This is a genomic window from Stenotrophomonas maltophilia, assembly GCF_006970445.1.
GTDB lineage: Bacteria > Pseudomonadota > Gammaproteobacteria > Xanthomonadales > Xanthomonadaceae > Stenotrophomonas > Stenotrophomonas maltophilia_AU.
In genome coordinates this window covers 1,123,857-1,147,187 of record NZ_CP033877.1, presented here as the reverse complement: position 1 = coordinate 1,147,187, position 23,331 = coordinate 1,123,857, and the positions used below count along the sequence as shown (strand labels likewise).

Below are 23,331 nucleotides of genomic sequence, written 5' to 3'. Positions count from 1 at the left end.
GGACGGGCGCGGCCCCTCCCTCAAGGTGCCTTGGCCCCATGGTAGACGCGGGGCTGTCGGCTGCGTCCATCTGCATACGTATTCATGGCGCCACGCGGTAGCGCGCCTGCCGCACTGGCTTATGGTCCGGGTCTGCCAACGGCGCCTTGGGAGGGGAACTGCCGATGTCACCCACTGCTGTACGCGCGGCAATCGCGCACCTGCTCGGTCTGGCCCTGCTGGTCTGGGCCACGCTGGCACAGGCCACGCCACAGGTGGCCAGCGTCGAGTCACCGGGCAAGATACTCAAGGTCAGTCTCGTGCTGGACGGCGGCACAGCCCGCTATCGCGTCGAGCGTTTCGACGAGCCCGTGGTGGAGGATTCGAAGCTCGGCTTCGCCCTGCGTGACGGCCGCCTGGACCGCGATTTCGCCCTGCTTGGCCAGCAGCGGCGCAGCGTCGATGACCACTGGGAGCAGCCGTGGGGCGAGCGCCGGCTCACCCGCGACCACTTCAACGAGCTGACCGTACAGCTGGCCGAAACCACCGGCAGCAAGCGGCGGCTGGACGTGGTGTTCCGCGTCTACGACGATGGCGTTGGCTTCCGCTATGTGTTCCCCGAGCAGCCGAACCTGCACGAAGCGATCATCGATGACGAGCTGACCGAGTTCGCCATCGCGCAGGATTCCACCGCCTGGTGGATTCCCGCCGGCGAGCCGATCCACTACGAATACCTGTACCAGCGCACGCCACTGCGCGAGGTGCCGCTGGTGCATACGCCGATGACCCTGCGCAGCCGCGATGGCCTGCACGTGGCGATCCACGAGGCCGCGCTGGTGGACTATGCCGGCATGTGGCTGCGCCGCACAGAAGGACAACGCCTGCGCGCACAGCTGTCGCCCTCGGCCGAAGGTTGGAAGGTGCGCCGCACCCTGCCCTTCGCCACGCCGTGGCGCACGCTGCAGATCGCCGACCGTGCCGGTGGCCTGGTCGAATCGGACCTGATCCTCAACCTCAACGAACCCAATGCGCTGGGCGATGTGAGCTGGGTGAAGCCAGCCAAGTATCTCGGCGTGTGGTGGTCGATGCACCTGGACAACGAGAGCTGGGCGACCGGACCGAAGCACGCGGCCAGCACCGCCAAGACGAAGAAGGTGATCGACTTCGCCGCCGCGCACGGCTTCCGTGGTGTGCTGGTGGAAGGCTGGAATCCGGGCTGGGACGGCATGTGGGTGGGCAATGGCTACGACTTCGATTTCACCCGTGCCACGCCCGATTTCGACATTGAAGCGCTGTCGGCGTATGGCCTGAAGAAGGGCGTGCATCTGATCGGCCACCATGAAACCGGCTGCGCCATCGAGCACTACGAGGACCAGCTGGGCGCCGCGCTGGACCTGTACGCACGGCTGGGCGTGGACCAGTTCAAGACCGGCTACGTCTGCGACGACGGCCAGGTCGACCGCCGCAATCCCACGGGGGGCCCGCTGTGGCGCGAGTGGCACGACGGACAGTTCATGGCCCGCCACCACCTGAAGGTGGTGCAGGAAGCCGCGCGCCGGCACCTGTCGGTGAACCCTCATGAGCCGATCAAGGACACCGGCCTGCGCCGCACCTATCCCAACTGGATCTCGCGCGAAGGTGCGCGTGGCATGGAGTACAACGCCTGGGGCCAGCCACCGAACCCGCCGGAGCATGAGGTCAACCTGGTGTTCACCCGCATGCTGGCCGGGCCGATGGATTACACCCCCGGCATCCTCAGCCTGAAGGGCCGCCACGGCCAGGCCATCCCCAGCACGTTGGCCCGCCAACTGGCGCTGTACGTGGTGCTGTACAGCCCTATCCAGATGGCCGCCGACCTGCCCGAGCACTACCTGCAGCATCGCGAGGCGTTCCGTTTCATCGAAGACGTGGCGGTGGACTGGGAGCAGAGCCGCGTGCTCGATGGCGAAGTGGGCGACTACGTGACGATCGTGCGCCGCGACCGCAACAGCCGCGACTGGTTCCTCGGCAGCATCACGGATGAACACGGCCGCGTGCTGCCGGTGTCGCTGGGCTTCCTGGAGCCAGGCGTGCGCTATCGCGCCGAGATCTACCGCGATGGTGAAGGCGCTGATTTCCGCAGCAACCCGTTCGCGTTCGCACGCGAAACCCGCGAGGTGACCAGTGCCGACTCATTGATGCTGGTGCTGGCACCGGGCGGTGGGCAGGCCATTCGCTTCACGCCGCTGTGAATGCCCCGGTAGTGCCAGCCGCTGGCCGGCAACCCGGTGAACGCGATTGCCGGCCAGCAGCCGGCACTACCGCAAATGCTGCCTGAAAGCGATTACACCCCTGCAAACGCCATTGAATACGTATGCAGGGTGATTCCCGCGAAGAACGCGCTGCCTACCATAGCGGCGACGACAGCGGCCACCGCGTCGCACGTCCACGGTCACTCCGGGACGTCCACGAATCGATCTGCAACATTGCCTGGGAGGGGAAAATGTTGAACCACAAGCGCAGCGCGCTGAGCATCGCGCTGGCCGTTGTCCTGGCGCCGACGCTGGCGTCGGCACAGTCCACGCAGAGCACCACCACGCCGGCCGGCACCGCCGCCACCAACCTGGATACGGTGCAGGTCACCGGCATCCGCCGCGGCATCGAGAGCGCGATCGCGGTCAAGCAGGACGCCACCTCGGTGGTCGAAGCGATCTCTGCCGAAGACATCGGCAAGCTGCCAGACGTCAGCATCGCCGAATCCATCTCGCGCCTGCCCGGCCTGGCCGCCCAGCGCGTGGCGGGCCGTGCGCAGGTGATCAGCGTGCGCGGCCTGTCGCCGGACTTCGCCACCACCCTGCTCAATGGCCGGGAAGTGGTCAGCACCGGCGACAACCGCGGCGTTGAGTTCGACCAGTACCCGTCCGAGCTGGTCAACGGCGTGACCGTGTACAAGACCCCGGATGCCGCGCTGGTCGGCCAGGGCCTGTCCGGTACCATCGACATGCAGACCGCACGCCCGCTCAGCTTCGGCGAGCGCGTGATCGCCGTCAGCGGCCGTTACCAGAAGAGTTCGCTGGGCCGCGCTGCCAACGTCGATCCGTATGGCAACCGCTTCAGTGCAAGCTACATCGACCAGTTCCTGGACAAGACCCTGGGCATCGCCATCGGCTACGCGCACAGCGACATGCCGATCCAGGAGAACCAGGTCGGTTTGTACGAACCGTGGACCACCGAACACACCGACAAGGGCGACCGCCCGGGCGTGGGCGCCGGCACCTACTTCTCCGATGGCATCAAGGCACTGCGCCGCACCGGCAACAACAAGCGCGACGGCGTGATGGCCACAATCCAGTTCCGGCCGAACAACAGCTGGACCAGCACCTTCGATGCGTTCCACACCGAAGCCGAGCAGATCGACACCGCCAACCAGTTCGAGCTGAACCTCAGCAACTACAACGGCAACTACACCCCGGGCCTGCTGGTCAGCAACCCGCAGATCAACGCCAACGGCTCGTTCACCGGCGGCACCGCCAGCGGCGTGTATCCGCTGGTGCGCGGCATGTACAACAAGCGCAAGGACAAGATCGATGCGTTCGGCTGGAACAACGAGTTCAACTTCGGCGGCGTCAAGCTGGTCGCCGACCTGAACTACTCCAAGGCCACGCGCGATGAGCTGAACCTGGAAAACAACCTGCAGCTGACCCCGATGCCGCAGCTGGATACGATCGGCGTGACGATCCGCCAGGATGGTTTCTCGCAGATCAGCCCGGGGCTGAACTATTCCAACCCCGACGCCCTGTTCCTGACCAACACCATCTACGGTTCCGGCTACGGCAAGGTGCCGAAGGTGGAAGACCGCCTGAAGGGTGGCAAGCTGGCCGCCACCATCGCCCTGCCCGATGCCATCGCCTCGTGGGCGCCGGACATCGACATCGGCTTGAACTACGCCGACCGCCGCAAGGTGAAGACCCAGTCCGAAGGCAACATCCTGCTCGGCGCGCAGGGCGACGCCAACATCGCCTCGGACCTGCAGTACCGCCCGGTCGACCTGGGCTTTGCCGGCCTGGGCACCATCCCGGCCTGGAACGTACCGGCCGCAGTGGGCCGCTACATGACCTTCAATCCGGTCGACAACCTGGACTACCTGATTCCCAAGTCGTGGTCGGTGCAGGAGAAGATCACCACCGCCTGGGCGCGCCTGAACATCAACACCGACATCGGCGAGGTCGGCGTGCGCGGCAACATCGGCGTGCAGATGCAGCACACCGACCAGAGTTCGGATTCGCGCTACTGGGACAGCTCGCAGTCGGCCGGCAACAACGTGCAGCCGTATTCGAACGGCCGTACCTACAACGACTGGCTGCCGAGCTTGAACCTGGCCTTCATGTTCCCGCACCAGCAGACGCTGCGCTTCGCCGCCGCCAAGCAGGTCGCGCGCCCGCGCGTGGACCAGATGCGCGCCGGCCTGGAGTTCGGCGTGGACACCGGCACCGGCCGCCCCGGCGGCAGCGGCGGCAATCCGCTGCTGGACCCGTGGCGTGCCACCGCGCTGGACCTGTCCTATGAGAAGTACTTCGGCGAGAAGGCCTACGTGGCCGCCGCGATCTTCTACAAGGACCTGAAGAGCTACGTCTACACCCAGTCGGTCGACAACTACGACTTCACCTCGCTGCTGGGCAGCTACGTGCCGCCGCCGGGCATGACGGCACCGGTGCTGACCACCGGCACCTTCTCCGCCCCGCAGAACGGCAAGGGCGGCACGTTGAAGGGTCTGGAACTGACCGCATCGTTCCCGCTGGACATGCTGACCGACAGCCTGCGTGGCTTCGGCGTGCAGGCCAGCGCGACCTTCAACAAGAGCGACATCACCATCCTGGATCCGGAGAGCGCCTCCAGCGTGGGCAGTGACCCGATCAGCCTGCCGGGCCTGTCCAAGCGCGTGTACAACTTCACCGCCTATTACGAGCGCAGCGGCTTTGAAGCACGCGTCAGCCAGCGCCGGCGTTCGGACTTCATCGGTGAGATCGGCAACTTCAACGGCAACCGCAGCCTGCGCTATGTCGTCGGCGAAAACGTGACCGATGCGCAGGTCAGCTACACCTTCAGCGACAGCAGCGCCCTGCGTGGCCTGACCCTGCTGCTGCAGGGCAGCAACCTGACCAACGAGCCATACCGCACCTACGCCGGCAGCAAGGACCGCCCGCTGGAGTACATCGAGTGGGGCCGCACCTATATGCTGGGCGTGAACTACAAGTTCTGACCATGCCCGGGTAGTGCCGGCCGCTGGCCGGCAACAACTCATCGGAAACCCGCTGCGCAGGCAGCGGGTTTTCTTTTGCGCGGATGCCCATCCACGCATGGCGTGGATCTACCCAGCGCCGCCCCAACCCTTAGATCCACGCCATGCGTAGATGCCTTTCGCCGGAAGCCCACCCACAAAAAAGGGACGGGGCGCTTCGGCCCCGTCCCCGCAAGTACCGCCACCGGAGAAATCGGTCAGCTGCGTCGGGCGCAATACACCGCGCGCGGCGGCAGCTGGAGTTCATCACCCTGCACCGTGCCCGCATCCGGGCCCGGTACCGCCACCTGCTGCCAGTTGCCCGGCGGCAGCGAATGGGTCACCGCCTCGGCCGACAGGTTGAAGGCCAGCAGGAGGGTTTCATCTGCAAGCATACGCTCGAACAGCAGCACTGGCTCGGCGCTTTCGATGAATCTGATGCTGCCATGCAATAGGGCCGGCTGGGTATGCCGCCAGGCCAGGAAGGCCCGGAAAGCCGCCAGGACCGAAAGTGGATCGCGCTCCTGAACGGCCACGGCCGCCGCCCGGTGCTCGGCCGGAATCGGCAGCCACGGCTGGCCGGAAGTGAAACCGGCCAGCGGCGCATCGGTCCACGGCAGCGGGGTACGGCAACCGTCACGCCCCTTGAAGTTGGGCCAGAACGTGATGCCGTAGGGGTCCTGCAGGGCCTCGAACGGTACCTCGGCCTCGGCCAGGCCCAGCTCCTCGCCCTGGTACAGGCAGACCGAGCCACGCAGCGAACAGAGCATCGCCACCAGCATCCGCGCCAGGCGCGGGTCGGCCGGGTGGCCACCCCAGCGGCTGACCGCCCGCTCCACGTCGTGATTCGAAACCGCCCAGCACGGCCAGCCTTCGGTCATCACGGCTTCCAGGCGCGAGACCGTATCGCGGATGTAGGCCGCGCTGTAGTCGTCCACCAGCAGCTCGAAGCTGTAGCCCATGTGCAGGCGGCCATCGCGGGTGTACTCGGCGGTGGTCGCCAGCGAGTCCTCCGAGGAGATCTCGCCCAGGCTGACCGCCCCCGGATAGTGATCCAGCAGCGCGCGCAGGCGCTCCAGGAACGGCAGGTTCTCCGGCTGGGTGTTGTTGAAGTAGTGGTACTGGTAGGCGTACGGGTTGTCCGGGCTGAAACCGCGCCCCACCCGCTTGTCGGCGGGCTTGGCCGGGTTGTCGCGCAGCTGTGCGTCGTGGAAGCAGAAGTTGATCGCATCCAGGCGGAAGCCATCCACGCCGCGGTCCAGCCAGAAGCGCACGTTGTCCAGCGTGGCCTGCTGCACATCCGGGTGATGGAAGTTCAGGTCCGGCTGGTCGACCAGGAAGTTGTGCAGGTAGTACTGCTCACGGCGCGGCTCCCACTGCCAGGCGCAGCCGCCGAACAGCGACAGCCAGTTGTTGGGCGGGGTACCGTCCTCGCGCGGGTCGGCCCAGACATACCAGTCCGCCTTCGGATTGCTGCGGTCCTGGCGGCTCTCGCGGAACCAGGCATGCTCGATCGATGTATGGCTCAGCACCTGGTCGATCATCACCTTCAGGCCCAGGCCGTGGGCCTTGGCCAGCAGGCGGTCGAAGTCGTCCAGGCTGCCGAACAGCGGGTCGACGTCGCGGTAGTCGGCGATGTCGTAGCCGAAGTCGGCCATCGGCGACTTGAAGAACGGCGAGATCCAGATCGCATCCACGCCCAGGGCAGCGATGTGGTCCAGGCGCTGGATGATGCCCGGCAGGTCGCCTACTCCATCGCCGTTGGCATCGAGGTAGCTGCGCGGGTAGATCTGGTAGATGACGGCTCCGCGCCACCAAGGATAGTGCGACATCGACAGCCCCCCTCCGGGCATGCGGGACCCGCCGGCAGCGGGCTGAAAACCTGATCCGGCAAGCTTAGCGGCGGCCCCGCGGGCATGGCGCAACCTGCATACGTATTCACGCAGGCAGCAGCGTTTGCGGGGCCGGGAACGCCGGCCAGCCCGGTTTGCGCCCGAATTCACGGCCAGCGCCTATAATCGGCGGTGAGCCTGAAAGCCTGATCGCATGACCATCACCGAAGACACCCGTCCCGCCCTGGGCCTGCCCCAGATCCAGTCGCTTGCCGCGGCCGACATGGCCGCCGTCGACGCCCTGATCCGGCGTCGGCTGTCCTCGGACGTCGTGCTGATCAACCAGATCGCCGACCACATCATTTCCGCCGGCGGCAAACGCCTGCGCCCGATGCTGGTGATGCTGGCCGGCCATGCGGTCGGCCAGGCCGGCCCGGAGCACCACCAGCTGGCGGCGATCATCGAGTTCATCCACACCTCCACCCTGCTGCACGACGACGTGGTGGACGAATCCAGCCTGCGCCGTGGCCGCAGCACCGCCAACGCGCTGTGGGGCAACGCGCCCAGCGTGCTGGTCGGCGACTTCCTGTACTCGCGCAGCTTCCAGCTGATGGTCGAGCTGGAGCGCATGTCGGTGATGCAGATCCTGGCCGATGCCACCAACCGCATCGCCGAGGGTGAAGTGCTGCAGCTGCTGCACGTGCACAACCCGGATACCGACGAAGCCGCCTACCTGCGCGTGATCGAGCGCAAGACCGCGGTGCTGTTCGCCGCCGGCACCCGCCTGGGCGCACTGGCCAGCGGCGTGGACGAAGCCACCCAGCAGGCCCTGTTCGACTACGGCATGCATCTGGGCTACGCGTTCCAGATCGCCGACGACGTGCTGGACTACTCGGCCAATGCCGAGGAGCTGGGCAAGAACCTGGGCGACGACCTCGCCGAGGGCAAGGCCACGCTGCCGCTGATCCACGCCATGGCCCATTCCGACGACGCGACCCGCGAGCGCCTGCGTACCATCGTGCAGGACGGCGATGCCTCGGCGATGCCGGAAGTGCTGGCCGCGATCCGCGCCACCGGCGGCCTGGAGTACAGCCGCGCGCGTGCCGAGGAATATGCCGAAGCCGCCGAGCGCGCGCTGGACGGCCTGGGCGACAATGATGCCGTGGCGGCGCTGCGCGGCCTGGCCCGCTACGCGGTGCAGCGTTCGCATTGATGGATGCGTGCCGACCGTTGGTCGGCACTGAAACGATCGCATTGACCGCATCCGGTAGTGCCGGCCGCTGGCCGGCATTCCCGATGACATCGCCAGCATCATGAGGTTGCCGACCAGCGGCCGGCACTACCGCTGCACGGGTCAACGTTTCCCGAAGCGCTCCTCGAAGAACTCATCCAGCGCCTTCCACGCGCGCTTGGCTGCCCGCTCGTTGTACTGACAGCCCGGCGGGCTGTTGGCATCGCGCTCGGCAAAGCAGTGCACTGCGCCGCTGTAGTTGGTGAACTCCCAGTCCACCTTGGCCGCGTCCATTTCCTTCTGGAAGCTGCCGATGTCCTCGGCAGTCACGCTCTTGTCGTCGGCACCGTTGAGCACCAGCACCGAGGGATGGCTGCCACCGGCCTGCGCCGGCAATGGCGAACCCAGCCCACCGTGCAGGCTGACCACCCCGGCCAGCGGCGCACCGGCGCGGGCCAGTTCAAGCACGGTGGTACCACCGAAGCAGAAGCCCACCGCACCGATCCGGCTGGCATCGAGCGGCGCCTTGCCGGCCTGTGCCTTGAGCACGTTCACCGCCTCCAGCGCTCGTGCGCGAAGCAACGACCGGTCATTGCGCAACTTGGTCGCCACCGGCCCGGCCTCGGCGTCGGTCTTCGGCCGCACGCCCTTGCCGTACACGTCGGCCACCAGCACCACGTAATCATCGCCGGCCAGCTGCTTGGCCTTCTCGATGGCCGATGCGTTCACACCCTTCCAGTTCGGCACCATCACCAGGCCCGGGCGCTTGTCGTTGTCGCCGTCGTCATAGACCAGCACGCCACTGAAGTTCGTGCCCTGGTGTTTCCACTCCACCGGCTGCGTCTTCATCGCCGCCCACGCCGGCATCGCCGCCAGCCCCAGCATCACCGCCACACCGCATCGCCAACGATTCATGCGCCTGCTCCGCAAGAAAAAGGGGACGGAGGGGATTAAGCCGTATTCGCCCCTCCCGCGTCGCATTCTGCATTGGCGACGTGACGCAGGTGTGGTTGGATACGACTTAATCCCCTCCGTCCCCTTTTTGCCGCATGAACCTTGTTGATCGCTTTCTGTCTGGCCTGATCCCTCGCCTGCCTGCCGATGATGCCCCTCAGTGGGCCCATGTGCAGGGCGCCAGCGCCGAAGACCTGGAGCGCCTGCGCACGCAGTGGCCGCAGGTGCCGGACAGCCTGGTCGCGCTGCTGTCGCGCGTGGATGGCACCCATTTCCGCGAGTATCCCGGTGGTGAGGTCTGCGTGCTGATGCTGGGTTCAGATGTGGGCGATTACCCGTACTACCTGCGCTCGGTCGCGCAGATCTTCGAGGACCAGCAGCAGTGGGACGACAGCATTCGTTCCATCTACGAAGAGTGGCTGGATGACGAGCCGGAGATCCTGGGTGAAGGTATCGACGCGGATCTGCCGATGAACCGCCGCCTGTGCTTCTCGCACTGCATGAACAACGGCGGCACCTCGATGCTGTACCTGGATTTCGATCCGGCGCCGGGTGGCACGGTTGGACAGGTGGTGCGCTACCTGCACGATCCGGACAGCTACGTAGTCATCGCGCCCAGCTTCGATGCGTACCTGCAGCAGCTGATTGACGGCGACTACGCGTTCATCGACGAGGAACAGTAGATCCACGCCATGCGCGGATGAATTTCTCCGGAGGTTGCCGGCCAGCGGCCGGCACTACCTTCAAACGATGCCCAGGCCCGGAATCGCGCTGATGCTGTCCGGGTCAAACCCGGCCAGCTCGGCGAAATGACGGCCACGCGCCACGTAGTCACGGTAAGCGCCGAAGCTCGGCGCGCCCGGCGACAGCAGCACCACCCCACCCTGCGCGCCCAGCGCGACACGTGCCAGCGCCATCGCTTCGGGCAGGTCAGCGGCCGCATGCAGGCCGAAGCGGCCGCCATCAGCCAGCGGCTGCAGCATCGCGTGGATGCGCGGGCCGTTGCTGCCCATGGTCACGATCTCCACCGGAGGCACATCGTGCGCCATGTGCTGCATGAAATCGGTCCAGTCCAAGCCACGGTCATGCCCGCCGACCAGCAACGCGATGCGCTGTCCGGCGAAGCACTCCAGCGCCGCCAGGCTGGCATGCGGCGTGGTGCTGATCGAATCGTTGACGTAAGTCAGGCCATCGGCCACGCCGATGCGCTGCAGGCGGTTCGGCAGGGGTCGGAAATCCTGCACCGCCGGTGCCAGCGCCACCGCGTCCAGCCCCAGCGCTTCCAGCGCGGCCAGCACCGCGCACAGATTGCCGCGGTTGTGGCGACCGGGCAGCGGCGTGTTTCGGGTATCGAACACCGCCTGCTCGCCCCGGTGCACGACATCGTCGCGCATGTGCCAGCCCTGCGGCTGGTTGAACCAGATCACCTCGCTGTCGGGCAGCGACAGCGCGGCCAGGTGCGGATCGGCGGCATTGAGCACAGCGATGCGCGGCGCGGCTTCAGTCACCAGCCGCAGCTTGTCCTCGATATAGCGCTGTTCGCTGCCGTGCCAGTCCAGATGCTCCGGGAACAGGTTCAGCACCACCGCCACCTGCGGATGGGCGCCACTGCGCGCCACTTCGCCGGTCTGGTAACTGGACAGTTCCACCGCCCAGTACTCGGGTGCGGGTTGCGGGTCCAGCACTTCCAGCAGCGGCAGGCCGATATTGCCGACCAGGCCGGTGCGGTGGCCGGCCGCGCGTAGCAGGTGCGCGACCAGCGCGGTGGTGGTGCTCTTGCCCTTGGTGCCGGTCACGCACACGATGTCGTGCACGATGCCATCGTCGGTCGCGTGTTCGGCGAACCACAGCGCGGTGCCACCGATGAAGCTGGTGCCCTGCCCTGCAGCCGCCAGCGCGATCGGCTGGTAGGGACTGATGCCGGGCGATTTGATCACCACGTCAAACGCGGCCAGCGCTTCAGCGGAAGGCTCGCCACGCACGTCCAGCGCGCCCTGTGTTTCCACGCGTGCGGCCTCGACTTCGGCCGCCGGGCAGAACAGGCTCAGCGGCAGCGTGGGCAGGCGCTCACGCAGTACCGCAAACGCGGCGCGGCCCTCACGGCCCCAGCCCCACAGCGCAACGCGCTTTCCTTCAAGCTTCGAAATCTTCACGCACCCGTTCCCACAGCGCAGCCGGAACGCGGTGCTCGCCCTGCAGCTGCAGCAGCGGTGCCAGTTCCAGTTCGGCGGCATCCAGCTGCGGCTGGATCTCATTGCAGAAGCGCTTCACCAGCACGTCTTCCTTCCACTCCGGGCGCTGCGCCAGGGTCGCCATCGCCGCACGCGATTCGCGGCCTTCGCCCACGCACTCGAACGGCTTGTGGTCCTGGAATTCCAGCAGCGCATCGAAGCCACCGGCCTGCTCGGCATCGTCCAGCAGGTTGCGGCCGAAGATGCGCACCAGGCGCGTCTTGGGCATGAACGGGGCCAGCGCCAGGAACACGAAATGGCACTTCGGGCAGACGCCGCACCAGCGGTTCACAGGGCGCTCGCCGAGGATGTGGAAGTTGCGGTTGCAGCTGGAGAAGTGCGCGTCGTAGAAATCGGTCTTGGCGAACTGGCGGGCCACCGCCAGCTCGGACATCGGGCGCAGCAGCGAGTAGTACTGCAGGTCCGCCGCCACGTGCGTCTGCACATGGCTGCCGAACGCCTGCTCGAACGCCCAGCCCTTGGACCACTGGTGGTTCACTTCGCCGGTGCCCGGAATCTGGCTGCCGTAACTGGCCGAACGCTCATTGGAGAACACCACCTGGTCCACGCCCTGCAGCAGCGCGGCCAGCACCATGATCGCCGAGTTCACCGCGGTGACCGGGATATGGCCGTTCCAGGCGCCCTGGCGGTTGAGCTCGAACAGTTCCGGCGCCAGCGCGCGACCCAGGTTCAGCGTCGGCAGGGCGGTACGCTCGGCACAGGCGCGGATCAGCTGCGAACCGCCGATCCAGGTCACCGTCTCGTCCACGCCGGCACGGCGCAGCGCTTCGATGCTGACCAGCGAATCCTTGCCGCCGCCGATCGCCACCAGCGCGTGCGGCTGCAGGCCCAGCACCGGCGCCTGCACCGCTTCGCCCTGCACCGGCAGGCGGAAGCGCCCGCGCAGGTTCAGACCGTTGCGGTAGGCAAATTCGCCCAGGCCGTTGAGGTAGACCGTCTCCACCAACGCAGCGGTATCGGCATCGATGGCGTAGCTGTCTATGCTGACCGTCTCCGGCACGCCCGCCTTGTAGTAGCTGACACCGGCGATCAGGTGCAGCAGCTGCAGCGCGCGCTGCACGGCGGCGGTACGCGCCTCGTCCAGCACGAACGGGGCGCCCGGAACGGTGATGGTTTCCACCATCTCCGGGCCGTCATCAAAGGCATAGACCAGCTTGGCCACGCCGGTCTCCGCGGCGAATTCGCAGCGGACGAAGCGGAAGCGGGAAACCTGGTGTTTGTCGAAAGCAGTCATGGTGTATCCGGTCAGGCACGGGCCCGCGCGATGGCGCGGGGCGTGTCGGTGGGCGGGTGCAGGGCGCGCGCGGCGATCATTCGATCACGTCTTCGCGCGGCAGCATCCGCTGGTTGTAGGTGTTGGCCATCGAATAGCCGTAGGCGCCGGCATCGGCGATCAGCATCACGTCGTCCGGCGCGGTCGACACCGGCAGCTTGCGGCGCTTGCCGAACACATCGCTGGATTCGCAGATCGGGCCGACCACATCGAATGCCGCCTCGGCATACCCACCCTGGCGGCTGAGGTTCTCGATGTCGTGCCAGGCGTCGTACAGGGCCGGGCGCATCAGTGCGTTCATGCCGGCATCCAGGCCGACGCGGCGCACGCCCTCCTTTTCCACCACCTGGGTGACATGGGTCAGCAGCACGCCGGACTCGGCCACCAGGTAGCGGCCCGGCTCGATCGCCAGCCGGAACGCCGGGTGCAGTGCCTTGACCTCGGCCAGGCCCTCAGCCCAGGCATCCAGGTCGAACGGTTCGTCCTCGGCGGAATACGGAATCGGCAGGCCACCACCGATGTCGATGGTCTGCACGCTGCCGATGCGGCGGGCGAAACCGGCCAGTTCATCGCACATCAGGCGCCAGTGCTGCGCGGTCTCGACACCGCTGCCGAGGTGCGCATGCAGGCCGACCACGCGGCTGCCCAGATCGGTGGCCGCGCGCACGAACTCGTCGACGCGGGCGATCGGCAGGCCGAACTTGGAGTCCTTGCCGCCGGTACGGACCTTGGCATGGTGGCCTTCGCCACGGCCGAGATCGACGCGCAGCCACAGCTCGCGGTTGCGGAACAGGTCCGGCCAGCGTTGCAGTGCCTCGACGTTGTCGACCGTCACGGTCACGCCGAGCGCGAACGCCGCCTCGTACTCGCTGCGCGGGCAGAAGCTGGGGGTGAACAGCACGCGTTTGGGCGACAGTTCCGGCAGGTGCTGGAACACATGCTTCAGCTCGCCGTGCGACACGCATTCCAGGCCGAAGCCCTCGGCTTCCAGCAGCTGCAGGATGGCCGGGTGGCTGTTGGCCTTGATCGCGTAGTAGCGCTGGTCGATCGGCTTGATCGCGGCCAGCGCACGGGCGCGGGCGCGCACCGTCGGCAGGTGGTAGACGTAGCGCGGCGTACCGGCATCGGCCAGCTGCAGCAGGTGCGCACGCTGGCCCCGCCACCACGGCGTGCCACGCGGGCGCACGGTGCCGGCAATCTCGCGCCAGCGCGGGCCGAACACTTCCGTCTCTTCCACCGGCATCGCGCCGCTGTCGATCAGCTCGGCGTGCAGGATCGGCAGCAGGCCATCGGCATCGGCCTCGTCGATGACGAAGGTCAGGTTCAGGTCGTTGGACGACTGCGAGATCATGTGCACGCGCTCGCGGCCGAAGGTGGCCCACACGTCCGACAGCTTGTGCAGCAGCGAACGCATGCCACGACCAACCAGGGTGATCGCCGCGCACGGCACGATCACCTTCACCTTGCAGATCTGCGACAGGTCGGCCGACAGCGCGGCCAGCACATCGGTGTTGACCAGGTTCTCGGACGGGTCCAGCGACACGGTGACGTTGGTCTCGGCCGAACCGATCAGGTCCACCGACAGGCCATGCTTCTTGAACAGGTTGAACACATCGGCCAGGAAGCCGACCTGCTGCCACATGCCGATGCCTTCCATCGACACCAGCACGATGCCGTTGCGGCGGCTGATCGCCTTTACGCCCGGCACCAGCGCAGCGCTGCCATCGATGCTGGTGCCCGGCAGTTCAGGGCGCTCGGTATCGAGGATGGCCATCGGCACGCCGGCATCGCGGCACGGCTTGATCGAGCGCGGATGCAGCACCTTGGCGCCGGTGGTGGCGATTTCCTGCGCCTCGTAATAGTCCAGCCGGGTCAGCAGGCGCGCGTCGGGCACGTCGCGCGGATTCGCACTGAACATGCCCGGTACATCGGTCCAGATCTCCACGCGGCTGGCGCCCAGCAGCGCACCGAAGTACGCCGCCGAGGTATCCGAGCCACCACGGCCGAGGATGGCGGTACCGCCATCGGCATGCCGCGAAATGAAGCCCTGGGTGATCAGCAGGCGGGTCGGCTGCGCGCGGAAGCGCTGCATCCACTCCGCATCGGCACGCCACTGGCAGTTCACCGACAGGCGCTGCGACCAGTCGCTCTGGTTCGGCTGCGGCGGCATCGCGTCCAGCCACTGGCGCGCGTCCATCCAGCCCATGTCCAGGCCCGAAGCGTGCAGGTAGGCTGCGCCCAGGGTGGAGGACAGCAGCTCGCCCTGGCCCAGCACTTCGGCCTGCCAATCCAGCGGACGGGTGGCCGCCCGCGCATCATCGAGCAGGCCCTGCAGCGCCGCCAGGCGCTCGGCCAGCACCTCGCGGCCCAGGCCCAGCTCGGCCAGGAAGCCCTCGTGGCGCTCGACCAGCGCCGCCACGCGATCACGGCTGTCCGGCGCGCCATCGGCGATCGCGGTCAGTTCGTTGGTGACCCCGGACAGCGCCGACACCACCACCAGCACGCGCGAGCCGGTCTCTTCCGCGCGTTTTTTCGCCAGCTTCCCGATCGTGTCCCAGCGGTGACGACGCGACACCGAAGTGCCGCCGAACTTCAGTACGATCCAACGATCGACAAGGGGGGAAGCTGACATGGATTGGCTATGTAGAATGTGGGGAAGCCGCCCTCAGGGGCGGAACCTTTGATTCTAAGCGCAATATCCCCGTAGATGGCCGTCCTTCGTTACCTGCAGCTCGATGTCTTCGCCCCGCGCCCCGGCGCCGGCAATCCACTGGGCGCGATCCTGGACGCCGACACGCTCTCCAGCAGCCAGATGCAGGGCCTGGCCGCCTGGCTGAACCTGTCCGAGACGGTGTTCTTCCTGCGTCCCAGCGCACCCGGCGCCGACTACCACATCCGCATCTTCACCCCGACCCGCGAGCTGGCGTTTGCCGGCCACCCCAGCGTCGGCGCGGCCTGGGCGGCGGTGAGCTGCGGCCTGGCGCAACCGCGCGACGGCGCCCTGCTGCAGCAGTGCGCGGCGGGATTGCTGCCGGTGCGGGTCAGCGGCCCGGCCGAGGCACTGCAGATCCAGCTGGCCAGCCCACCGGCGCGGCAGCTGGCGACACCCGCGGACGCGGCGCCCGAAGCACTGCTGGCCCTGGCCGCCAGTGGGCAGCGCCCCGAACTGTGGGACAACGGCGCACGCTGGTGGCTGCTGCCGCTGCGCGATGCCGCCGCCGTGCGCAACCTGGCGCCGGACATGGCCGCGCTGGCTGACTGGAGCCTCGCCACCGATGCCACCGGCGTGGCGGTGTTCGCCGACGATGCCGGCACCGGCCACTCCCGCGTGGTACGTGCGTTCTGCCCCGCCGATGCGGCCAGCGTGCCGGAAGATCCGGTCACCGGCAGCGCCAATGCCCTGATCGGCGCCTGGCTGCGCCAGCGCAACGCCCTGCCCGGCCGCGAGGGCCACTACGTGGCCAGCCAGGGCCGCGAAGTCGGCCGCGATGGCCGCGTGCAGGTGCAGGTCGATGCGCAGGGCACGGTCTGGATCGGCGGCCAGGTGCAGCCGGTCATCGACGGCCACATCCGCTGGTAGCGCACGGAAAAAAGGGGACGGAGGGAATTAAGTCGCTTATGGCACATGGGGCAAAAGCGACTTAATTCCCTCCGTCCCCTTTTGGGTGCCCCGCGCTACGCTATGCCGCCTGTTTACTGGAGTTTCGCCCCGATGACCACCCGCCGTTTCCTGCAGCTGGATGTGTTCTCCCCGCGCGCCGGCGCTGGCAACCCGCTGGCCGTGGTACTGGATGCCGAGGGCCTGGACGACGCCAGCATGCAGGCCATCGCCCGCTGGACGCGCCTGCCCGAAACCACCTTTGTGTTCCCGCCGCAGGTCGCGGGTGCCAGCTACCGGCTGCGCATGTTCAGCCCGCAGAAGGAAGTTCCGTTCGCCGGCCACCCCAGCGTCGGCACCGCGCATGCGGTGCTGCAGGCCGGCCTGGCCACACCGATCGATGGCGTGCTGGTGCAGGACGGCATTGCCGGTGCCCTGCCGCTGCGCGTCAGTGGTGAGGGCGCGCAGCAGCGCATCGCCATCCGCACCCCGCGCGCGCAACTGGCCGAGATCGCTGAAGCCACCGATCCGCGCCTGCAGGCGGCGCTGAAGGACTGGCCGCTGGGCACGCTGCCGCCGGCGCGCATGCAGGGCGGACGCAGCTGGTGGGTGGTGCAGGTGGCCAATGAAGCGGCTCTGCGCGCCCTGCGCCCGGACTGGGATGCGGTGGCTGCGCTGGCCGAGTCCACCGACAGCATGGGCGTGTTCGCCTATGCCTTCAGCGATGGCCGCGAGGGATTCGATCTGGCCGTGCGCGCCTTCGTCGGCAATGGCCGGCGCTTCGAGGATGCCGCCTCCGGTGCCGCCAATGCGGTGCTGGCCGCGTGGCTGGACCTGCGCGATGCCCTGCCGCGTGGCCGTGCACCGTTCGAGGTCAGCCAGGGCCGCGAAGTCGGCCACGATGCGCGCCTGACCCTGCTGGTCGACGCCGATGGCGAGGTCTGGTCGGGAGGCCAGGTGCAGACGGTGATTACCGGCACCCTTGACTGGTGATTGCTGCTGGAAGGTAGAGCCGAAGGCAGCGGCAGGAGCCGCTGCCAACGTCGGACGCGACGGCCCGAAGGGGGGCGGCCAGGAAGGCCGCCATAACGCTGGCCGGCTGCTACATGGACCTCTGCATCATGCGTTTGCCGGCCAGTGGCCGGCACTACCGTTGCTCAGCCCAGCTCGGCTTCCAGGCTGATCGGCACCGCACTCAGCGCCTTGGACACCGGGCAGTTCTGCTTGGCGTCATCGGCAATGGCACGGAACTGCGTCGCATCGATGCCGGGCACCACTGCCTTCACCTTCAGCCGGATCTGCGACAGCTGCGGACCGCCTTCCAGCGACAGGTCGACCTTGGCTTCGGTATCCAGCGAGGTCGGGGTGAAGCCGGCCTCGCCGAGCTTGGCCGACAGCGCCATGGTGAAACAGCCGGCATGCGCGGCAGCAATCAGCTCTTCCGGATTGGTGCCCTTCTCGTCGCCGAAGCGGCTGTTGAAGCCGTAGCGGGTCTTGTCCAGCAGCCCACTCTGCGGCGTGCTCAACTGCCCCTTGCCCGACTTCAGATCGCCTTCCCAGTGCGCGGTGGCGTGTCGCGAGATTCCCATTGTGCTGCTCCTGCGTGGCGGTGATGAACGGTCACCCTCGCACGCCACGCGTTAGCCCTGCGTCGCTCCGCCGCACGCCCGACGTCGCCCCCGAACCCGGCGCGTGGACACTTCCTCGCCAGCCGGGAACGCATTTTCCTCTTGTTTTCAGTGGTTTCGCGCACTCCACCGATGGACAGGCACCGGCCATCGAACACGCTACCGCGGCCCCATCCCCCACCGCCGGCCATGTACTGAATCGGCCTGGATATGAAAAAACATGCACTTTCCACGCTTCGGGCTATTGGCGGCGCCCGAGAGTTGCCCTACATTGCGCTTGCCGACGGGGTTCGGCGCCGACCAAACAACCAACCGTTCACGGAACAGGAAACCATGGCAAAGACCGCTAAGAAGGCTGCCCCGAAGAAGGCAGTGAAGAAAGTCGCGACGAAGGCAGCCGCCAAGCCGGCCGCTCCGAAGCCGATCAAGGAAGTGCTGACCAAGTCCGGCCTGGTTGCACACATCGCTGAAGCCTCCGGCGTCATCGCCAAGGACGTCCGCGCTGTGCTGGCCTCGCTGGAAGGCGCCGTCGCCTCCTCGGTGCACAAGAAGGGCGCTGGCTCCTTCACCCTGCCGGGCCTGCTGAAGATCACCACCGTCAATGTGCCGGCCAAGCCGAAGCGCAAGGGCATCAACCCGTTCACCAAGGAAGAGCAGTGGTTCGCCGCCAAGCCGGCCACCACCAAGCTGAAGGTGCGTCCGCTGAAGAAGCTGAAGGACGCCGCGCTGTAAGCGCGCGCCCCAACGCGGATTCCGACGGGACGGCTCTGGCCGTCCCGTTTTTTTTGTCCGAACCACGCCCCGCAACACAGCGTTGCCGCGAACCCGGGAATCCCCGCACAGGCCCGCCGCCATTGGCTGCCGGCACACTGTATCGATCACGGAACGTACCGGGTGGAACACTGCGTGCAGCGCCGGCCGTCGCCGCCGGCCGTGGCCTTGCCTATGGTGGGCACATCCTCCACAGCTACGGCGAGCACACCCTCATGGCCAGCCCCTCCACCCGCTACCGGATCTCGGTGACCCCCATCGAAAAGGACGGGCTGCAGTGCACCGGGCGCTGCACCATCGAACTGGAACATCGCGCCAGCCGCGACCTGATGCGCCTGCTGGAGGCGGCCCCGCGTACGGCTGGCATCAGCGGTGACGAGCGCGCGACCCTGGTGATCGCTGCCCAGCTGCTGCGCGATATCGTGCAGCGCCACGCCGAGACCGACGGACATGCACTGGCGGCCATCGCCGGCCAGGTCCTGCCGGCCCTGGACGCGCTGGAGCAGCTGCCCTCCTCCCGCTGATCCCCGCGCAATCGCTACACTGCCGCCCTCCAGGTTGCCTCGGGGAGGAGGCAGACATGCGCAGGATCCTGTTCCTGATCGCGCCAATGGTGCTGCTGGGCTGTTCGCGCCCGGCAGCACAGGCGACCGCTGACATCGCGGCAGCGTCCGCTCCCGTCGCCGCAGCAGCGGACGCCAGCCCCGGCCCGGATCGCGCAGCACTGCAGGCAAGCGAAATGCCGCTGCTGTCCGCTGTCGCCGACGGTGCCGAGCCGCCATCAACGATGCTCAACCGCTACGTGGCGGCACTGCTCAACCGCGACCGCGCCGCCAGCGATGCCGCCTGGACGATCCCACCCGGCGACCCGCGGCATGCGGACGACGCCGCGCTGCGGCAGCTGCAGGACCTGCGCACCTTGCGCCTGCACAGCGATACCCCGATCGCCCGCGACGACCGGCAGCCACCGCAGCTGCTCGAAGTGCCGGTGCAGATCCGCGCGGTCACCGCCAACGGGACCTTCCGCTTCGGCGGCTGGTACCGCGTGCAACCCAGCAGCGATGGCAACGCGTGGCAGATCCAGTCGGCGCAACTGCGTCCAATGCTGGACTGAACCGTTGCAGCGGCATGCACGCGCGATTCAGCCTGCGCGGCTACTCTTTGATCCATCCATTCCCTACTCACCGGTCACCGCCATGCGCCTGCGTTCCCTGATGACCCGCCTCGCGGCCTCCACCGTACTGATCGCCGCTGCGATCGGTGCGCAGGCGGCTCCCTCCATTTCCGGCCGCGAACTGTCGGTGGGTGCCAGCGATGTGCAGCAGTACCTCGATGGCAGCTTCCCGCGCACCCAGGACGCCCTCGGCGGCCTGATCGCCCTGACCATGAGCCACCCGCAGCTGAGCCTTCCGGCCGGCGAGCGGTTGAACCTGGGCATGGACGTGGCGCTGGCCACCGCCGGCGGCAACCCGGCCAGACTGGGTACGGTGAAGCTCAGCAGCGGCCTGCGCTACGACGCGCAGACCCAGGGCTTCCACCTGCAGCAGCCCAGCGTGGATGACTTCACCCCGGCCAACCAGGGCGGCCGCCTCGACTCACGTACCCGTGGCCTGCTCAACGCCTGGCTGAGCGACTACGCCCAGCGCGAGCCGATCTACAAGCTGGACCCGGCCGTGGCCGGGGTGCTCGGCGCCCTGCAGGTGCAGTCGGCACAGGTGAAGAACGGCAAGCTGGTGGTCACCTTCAACCAGAACCTGGGCAACCTGGTGCCGGCAGGCGTGCTGGGTAAATAAGTTAGTGCCGGCCGCTGGCCGGCACGCTTTTCACATGTGTGCCGGCCAGCGGCCGGCACTACCCGCTGCGGATCAGCGCTTGGGCTGCAGCATCGTGCCGGTGCACTTGGGCGAGCCGCAACGGCACTCCCAGATCTTCTTCAGCTTGGCCGTGTGGCGCTCGGCCAGGGTGATGCCGTAGTTGTAGGTCAGCTCTTCGCCCGCCTTGATATCGCGCAGGGCCTCGATGAACACCTTGTCGCCACGGCTGTCGCCGTCTTCGTCTTCCTCGATCACCGCCTCGCAGTTGGGGTCGCAGCTGTGGTTGATCCAGCGCGCGTCGTTGCCCTTGTAGTTGGCATCAATCACCCAGTCGTCATTGAGGGTGAACAGGAAGGTATGGCCGCTTTCGACATCGCCGCTGTCATCGGCATCGACGTCGCCGTGGCTGCGCAGCAGGCCCTTGTACTGGATCACGCGCTCGCCCTGCTTGATCGGGGCCACGGCGAACACGCCGTTGCCATGGATGGCGGACTTGCGGGCTTGGATCTTCTTCGGCATCGGCACGGGCTGTTTGCAGCGAATGGAACGGGGATTCTCGCCCATTCCGGGTGATTGCGAAAATCACCCCGTTGGCGCAGCATTGCGCCCAGGCAACGGCCCGGTGCGTGTTCCCGGCCCGTCCCCAGCGCCGGCTGAATGCCCGGGTTGGATGGTGGCGAATAAAAGCGTACAATTTCAGTCCGCTTTAAGAACCACTCGCATCCCCATGTTGCGCGTCACCAAACTCACCGATTACGCCACCGTCGTGCTGACCGTGCTCGCCGCCCGTCCGGGCGAAGTGCTGAGCGCGACCGAGCTGGCCGAATTCACCGGTCTGGAGCCGCCCACCGTCAGCAAGGTGCTCAAGCCGCTGGCCCAGGCCGGCCTGGTCGAAGGCCTGCGTGGCGTCCGTGGCGGCTACCGGCTGACCCGCCCGGCCATCGAGATCTCGCTGTTCGAAGTGGTCGAAGCGATGGAAGGGCCACTGGCCCTGACCGAATGCAGCCACGACCACCACCAGTGCGGCATGGCGCCCAAGTGCGGCGCGCGCAGCAGCTGGCGGCTGATCAACGATGTGGTCTCCGAGGCCCTGCGCGATGTCACCCTCGCCCAGATTCTCCCCCCTCTCCCCCTTGCCGATGACGAACAGCGCCGCACCATCGCTGTCGACGTCGTCTCCTGATCCGTAGGCAGCCCCCCATGGCCACCGAAACCATCGAAAACGTCGCCCACGACGACACCCCCAACCGCGAGATCCATGAGCAGCTCGGCCGCAAGTATTCGGCCGGCTTCATCACCGAGATCGAATCGGACTCCCTGCCGCCGGGCCTGGACGAGGACACCATCCGTGCCCTGTCGGCCAAGAAGGACGAGCCGGAGTGGATGACGCAGTGGCGCCTGGATGCCTACCGCCACTTCCTGACCATGCCGATGCCCGACTGGGCCAAGCTGGAGATCGCCCCGATCGACCTGCAGGCGCTCAGCTACTACTCCGCGCCGAAGGGCCCGAAGTACGCCTCGCTGGATGACGTGCCGAAGGAACTGCTCGACACCTACGACAAGCTGGGCGTGCCGCTGCACGAGCGCGCCAAGCTGGCCGGCGTGGCGGTGGATGCGGTGTTCGACTCGGTGTCCGTCGGCACCACCTTCCGCAAGGAACTGGCCGAGAAGGGCGTGATCTTCTGCTCGATGTCCGAGGCCATCAAGGAACACCCGGAGCTGGTGCGCCAGTATCTGGGCACGGTGGTGCCGGTTGGTGACAACTACTTCGCCGCGCTCAACTCGGCGGTGTTCTCCGATGGCAGCTTCGTGTTCATTCCCAAGGGCGTGCGCTGCCCGATGGAGCTGAGCACCTATTTCCGCATCAACGCCGGCCACACCGGCCAGTTCGAGCGCACCCTGATCGTGTGCGAGGACAAGGCCTACGTCTCCTACCTGGAAGGCTGCACCGCGCCGATGCGCGATGAGAACCAGCTGCACGCCGCGGTGGTCGAGCTGGTCGCGCTGGAAGATGCCGAGATCAAGTACTCCACGGTGCAGAACTGGTACCCGGGCGACGAGAACGGCGTCGGCGGCATCTACAACTTCGTCACCAAGCGTGCCGAATGCCGTGGCGCGCGCAGCAAGGTCACCTGGACCCAGGTCGAGACCGGCTCGGCGATCACCTGGAAGTACCCGTCCTGCGTGCTGCTGGGCGACGACTCGGTGGGTGAATTCCACTCCGTCGCGCTGACCCATCACCGCCAGCAGGCCGACACCGGCACCAAGATGATCCACGTCGGCAAGCGCACCAAGAGCAAGATCGTCAGCAAGGGCATCAGCGCCGGCCGCGGCCAGAACACCTACCGCGGCCTGGTCAAGGTCGACCGCAACGCCGACGGCGCGCGCAACTACACCCAGTGCGATTCGCTGCTGATCGGCAAGCAGTGCGGCGCGCACACCTTCCCCTACATCGAGGTGAAGAACCCGGGCGCCACCGTCGAGCACGAGGCAACCACCTCCAAGATCTCCGATGACCAGCTGTTCTACTGCCGCGCCCGTGGCATCAGCCAGGAAGACGCGGTGTCGCTGATCGTCGACGGCTTCTGCAAGCAGGTGTTCCGCGAACTGCCGATGGAGTTCGCGGTGGAAGCCAAGAAGCTGCTGGAAGTCTCGCTGGAAGGTTCGGTGGGCTGACCGCCCGCCCCTGCCCCTCGCAAACGCATTCTCTTTACCGGCGGGCCGCGGCCCGCCCCACGGAAA

19 protein-coding genes are annotated in these 23,331 nt (G+C 67.2%); 12 read left to right on the top strand and 7 right to left on the bottom strand.

Annotated elements, in window-relative coordinates:
• Nucleotides 1-158 precede the first annotated feature (158 nt).
• Together EGM71_RS05270 and EGM71_RS05265 are read left to right on the top strand one after the other, a co-directional pair.
• A complete protein-coding gene (locus EGM71_RS05270) occupies nucleotides 159-2,210 on the top strand; it encodes a glycoside hydrolase family 97 protein (RefSeq protein ID WP_188489750.1) in 2,052 nt (683 codons plus the stop codon).
• 251 nt (nucleotides 2,211-2,461) lie between these two features.
• Nucleotides 2,462-5,218, top strand: a complete 2,757-nt coding sequence (locus tag EGM71_RS05265; RefSeq protein ID WP_188488230.1) for a TonB-dependent receptor — start codon at nucleotides 2,462-2,464, stop codon at nucleotides 5,216-5,218.
• Between the two features lie 236 nt (nucleotides 5,219-5,454).
• Here EGM71_RS05265 and EGM71_RS05260 read toward each other — a convergent pair whose 3' ends face one another.
• On the bottom strand, nucleotides 5,455-7,068 hold the full coding sequence (locus EGM71_RS05260) for an alpha-glucosidase family protein (RefSeq protein ID WP_188488228.1): 1,614 nt from the start codon (nucleotides 7,066-7,068) through the stop codon (nucleotides 5,455-5,457).
• A gap of 214 nt (nucleotides 7,069-7,282) precedes the next feature.
• Between EGM71_RS05260 and EGM71_RS05255 the strand changes: the two genes are divergently transcribed.
• Entirely contained in the window at nucleotides 7,283-8,281 is a 999-nt protein-coding gene (locus EGM71_RS05255) for a polyprenyl synthetase family protein (RefSeq protein WP_049452246.1), read from the top strand.
• A gap of 141 nt (nucleotides 8,282-8,422) precedes the next feature.
• On the opposite strand, the gene EGM71_RS05250 is transcribed toward EGM71_RS05255, so the two are convergent.
• Entirely contained in the window at nucleotides 8,423-9,214 is a 792-nt protein-coding gene (locus EGM71_RS05250; protein ID WP_188488226.1) for a dienelactone hydrolase family protein, read from the bottom strand.
• A gap of 134 nt (nucleotides 9,215-9,348) precedes the next feature.
• Between EGM71_RS05250 and EGM71_RS05245 the strand changes: the two genes are divergently transcribed.
• Nucleotides 9,349-9,936 (top strand): SMI1/KNR4 family protein, encoded by a 588-nt coding sequence (locus tag EGM71_RS05245; RefSeq protein WP_188488224.1) that lies wholly within the window; start codon nucleotides 9,349-9,351, stop codon nucleotides 9,934-9,936.
• A gap of 60 nt (nucleotides 9,937-9,996) precedes the next feature.
• Here EGM71_RS05245 and murD read toward each other — a convergent pair whose 3' ends face one another.
• The 3 genes from murD to EGM71_RS05230 form a co-directional block, all read right to left on the bottom strand.
• The gene (murD, locus tag EGM71_RS05240) at nucleotides 9,997-11,406 is read right to left on the bottom strand and encodes a UDP-N-acetylmuramoyl-L-alanine--D-glutamate ligase (RefSeq protein WP_188488222.1); all 1,410 of its coding nucleotides are present in this window, start codon (nucleotides 11,404-11,406) and stop codon (nucleotides 9,997-9,999) included.
• A complete protein-coding gene (gene murL / locus EGM71_RS05235; protein ID WP_188488220.1) occupies nucleotides 11,387-12,739 on the bottom strand; it encodes a UDP-N-acetyl-alpha-D-muramoyl-L-alanyl-L-glutamate epimerase in 1,353 nt (450 codons plus the stop codon). The genes murD and murL overlap by 20 nt, the downstream gene beginning before the upstream one ends.
• A 76-nt stretch (nucleotides 12,740-12,815) precedes the next feature.
• A complete protein-coding gene (locus tag EGM71_RS05230) occupies nucleotides 12,816-15,410 on the bottom strand; it encodes a bifunctional aspartate kinase/diaminopimelate decarboxylase (protein WP_188488218.1) in 2,595 nt (864 codons plus the stop codon).
• Between the two features lie 75 nt (nucleotides 15,411-15,485).
• On the opposite strand from EGM71_RS05230, the gene EGM71_RS05225 reads away from it, so the two are divergent.
• Nucleotides 15,486-16,358 (top strand): PhzF family phenazine biosynthesis protein, encoded by an 873-nt coding sequence (locus tag EGM71_RS05225; protein WP_188488216.1) that lies wholly within the window; start codon nucleotides 15,486-15,488, stop codon nucleotides 16,356-16,358.
• A gap of 132 nt (nucleotides 16,359-16,490) precedes the next feature.
• Complete coding sequence (locus tag EGM71_RS05220; protein WP_188488215.1) at nucleotides 16,491-17,369, top strand: PhzF family phenazine biosynthesis protein; 879 nt, start codon at nucleotides 16,491-16,493, stop codon at nucleotides 17,367-17,369.
• Nucleotides 17,370-17,533: 164 nt separating this feature from the next.
• On the opposite strand, the gene EGM71_RS05215 is transcribed toward EGM71_RS05220, so the two are convergent.
• A complete protein-coding gene (locus EGM71_RS05215; RefSeq protein ID WP_005408443.1) occupies nucleotides 17,534-17,965 on the bottom strand; it encodes an OsmC family protein in 432 nt (143 codons plus the stop codon).
• A gap of 372 nt (nucleotides 17,966-18,337) precedes the next feature.
• Between EGM71_RS05215 and EGM71_RS05210 the strand changes: the two genes are divergently transcribed.
• The 4 genes from EGM71_RS05210 (at nucleotide 18,338) to EGM71_RS05195 (ending at nucleotide 20,568) form a co-directional block, all read left to right on the top strand.
• Nucleotides 18,338-18,736: an HU family DNA-binding protein gene (locus tag EGM71_RS05210; RefSeq protein WP_100439360.1), complete on the top strand. Its 399-nt coding sequence runs from the start codon at nucleotides 18,338-18,340 to the stop codon at nucleotides 18,734-18,736.
• Between the two features lie 254 nt (nucleotides 18,737-18,990).
• The gene (locus EGM71_RS05205; protein WP_075675131.1) at nucleotides 18,991-19,299 is read left to right on the top strand and encodes a DUF3861 family protein; all 309 of its coding nucleotides are present in this window, start codon (nucleotides 18,991-18,993) and stop codon (nucleotides 19,297-19,299) included.
• 56 nt (nucleotides 19,300-19,355) lie between these two features.
• Nucleotides 19,356-19,889, top strand: a complete 534-nt coding sequence (locus tag EGM71_RS05200; protein ID WP_188488213.1) for a hypothetical protein — start codon at nucleotides 19,356-19,358, stop codon at nucleotides 19,887-19,889.
• Between the two features lie 82 nt (nucleotides 19,890-19,971).
• Nucleotides 19,972-20,568 (top strand): DUF1439 domain-containing protein, encoded by a 597-nt coding sequence (locus EGM71_RS05195; protein WP_014036282.1) that lies wholly within the window; start codon nucleotides 19,972-19,974, stop codon nucleotides 20,566-20,568.
• Between the two features lie 72 nt (nucleotides 20,569-20,640).
• Here the strand turns inward: EGM71_RS05195 and EGM71_RS05190 are convergent, their stop codons facing one another.
• Nucleotides 20,641-21,108 (bottom strand): SET domain-containing protein, encoded by a 468-nt coding sequence (locus EGM71_RS05190; protein ID WP_012479369.1) that lies wholly within the window; start codon nucleotides 21,106-21,108, stop codon nucleotides 20,641-20,643.
• Nucleotides 21,109-21,316: 208 nt separating this feature from the next.
• Between EGM71_RS05190 and EGM71_RS05185 the strand changes: the two genes are divergently transcribed.
• Nucleotides 21,317-21,772, top strand: a complete 456-nt coding sequence (locus EGM71_RS05185) for an SUF system Fe-S cluster assembly regulator (protein ID WP_005408436.1) — start codon at nucleotides 21,317-21,319, stop codon at nucleotides 21,770-21,772.
• 17 nt (nucleotides 21,773-21,789) lie between these two features.
• On the top strand, nucleotides 21,790-23,265 hold the full coding sequence (sufB, locus tag EGM71_RS05180; protein ID WP_014036280.1) for a Fe-S cluster assembly protein SufB: 1,476 nt from the start codon (nucleotides 21,790-21,792) through the stop codon (nucleotides 23,263-23,265).
• Nucleotides 23,266-23,331 lie beyond the last annotated feature (66 nt).

What these genes read in the sequence shown, in the direction of transcription:
- EGM71_RS05210 (WP_100439360.1), top strand. Translation starts at nt 18,338, where the DNA reads ATGGCAAAGACCGCTAAGAAGGCTGCCCCGAAGAAGGCAGTGAAGAAA.
- murL (WP_188488220.1), bottom strand. Translation starts at nt 12,739, where the DNA reads ATGACTGCTTTCGACAAACACCAGGTTTCCCGCTTCCGCTTCGTCCGC.
- EGM71_RS05260 (WP_188488228.1), bottom strand. Translation starts at nt 7,068, where the DNA reads ATGTCGCACTATCCTTGGTGGCGCGGAGCCGTCATCTACCAGATCTAC.
- EGM71_RS05195 (WP_014036282.1), top strand. Translation starts at nt 19,972, where the DNA reads ATGCGCCTGCGTTCCCTGATGACCCGCCTCGCGGCCTCCACCGTACTG.
- EGM71_RS05215 (WP_005408443.1), bottom strand. Translation starts at nt 17,965, where the DNA reads ATGGGAATCTCGCGACACGCCACCGCGCACTGGGAAGGCGATCTGAAG.
- EGM71_RS05205 (WP_075675131.1), top strand. Translation starts at nt 18,991, where the DNA reads ATGGCCAGCCCCTCCACCCGCTACCGGATCTCGGTGACCCCCATCGAA.
- EGM71_RS05190 (WP_012479369.1), bottom strand. Translation starts at nt 21,108, where the DNA reads ATGCCGAAGAAGATCCAAGCCCGCAAGTCCGCCATCCATGGCAACGGC.
- EGM71_RS05225 (WP_188488216.1), top strand. Translation starts at nt 15,486, where the DNA reads ATGGCCGTCCTTCGTTACCTGCAGCTCGATGTCTTCGCCCCGCGCCCC.
- EGM71_RS05230 (WP_188488218.1), bottom strand. Translation starts at nt 15,410, where the DNA reads ATGTCAGCTTCCCCCCTTGTCGATCGTTGGATCGTACTGAAGTTCGGC.
- EGM71_RS05185 (WP_005408436.1), top strand. Translation starts at nt 21,317, where the DNA reads ATGTTGCGCGTCACCAAACTCACCGATTACGCCACCGTCGTGCTGACC.
- EGM71_RS05250 (WP_188488226.1), bottom strand. Translation starts at nt 9,214, where the DNA reads ATGAATCGTTGGCGATGCGGTGTGGCGGTGATGCTGGGGCTGGCGGCG.
- EGM71_RS05200 (WP_188488213.1), top strand. Translation starts at nt 19,356, where the DNA reads ATGCGCAGGATCCTGTTCCTGATCGCGCCAATGGTGCTGCTGGGCTGT.
- sufB (WP_014036280.1), top strand. Translation starts at nt 21,790, where the DNA reads ATGGCCACCGAAACCATCGAAAACGTCGCCCACGACGACACCCCCAAC.
- EGM71_RS05220 (WP_188488215.1), top strand. Translation starts at nt 16,491, where the DNA reads ATGACCACCCGCCGTTTCCTGCAGCTGGATGTGTTCTCCCCGCGCGCC.
- EGM71_RS05245 (WP_188488224.1), top strand. Translation starts at nt 9,349, where the DNA reads ATGAACCTTGTTGATCGCTTTCTGTCTGGCCTGATCCCTCGCCTGCCT.
- EGM71_RS05255 (WP_049452246.1), top strand. Translation starts at nt 7,283, where the DNA reads ATGACCATCACCGAAGACACCCGTCCCGCCCTGGGCCTGCCCCAGATC.
- EGM71_RS05265 (WP_188488230.1), top strand. Translation starts at nt 2,462, where the DNA reads ATGTTGAACCACAAGCGCAGCGCGCTGAGCATCGCGCTGGCCGTTGTC.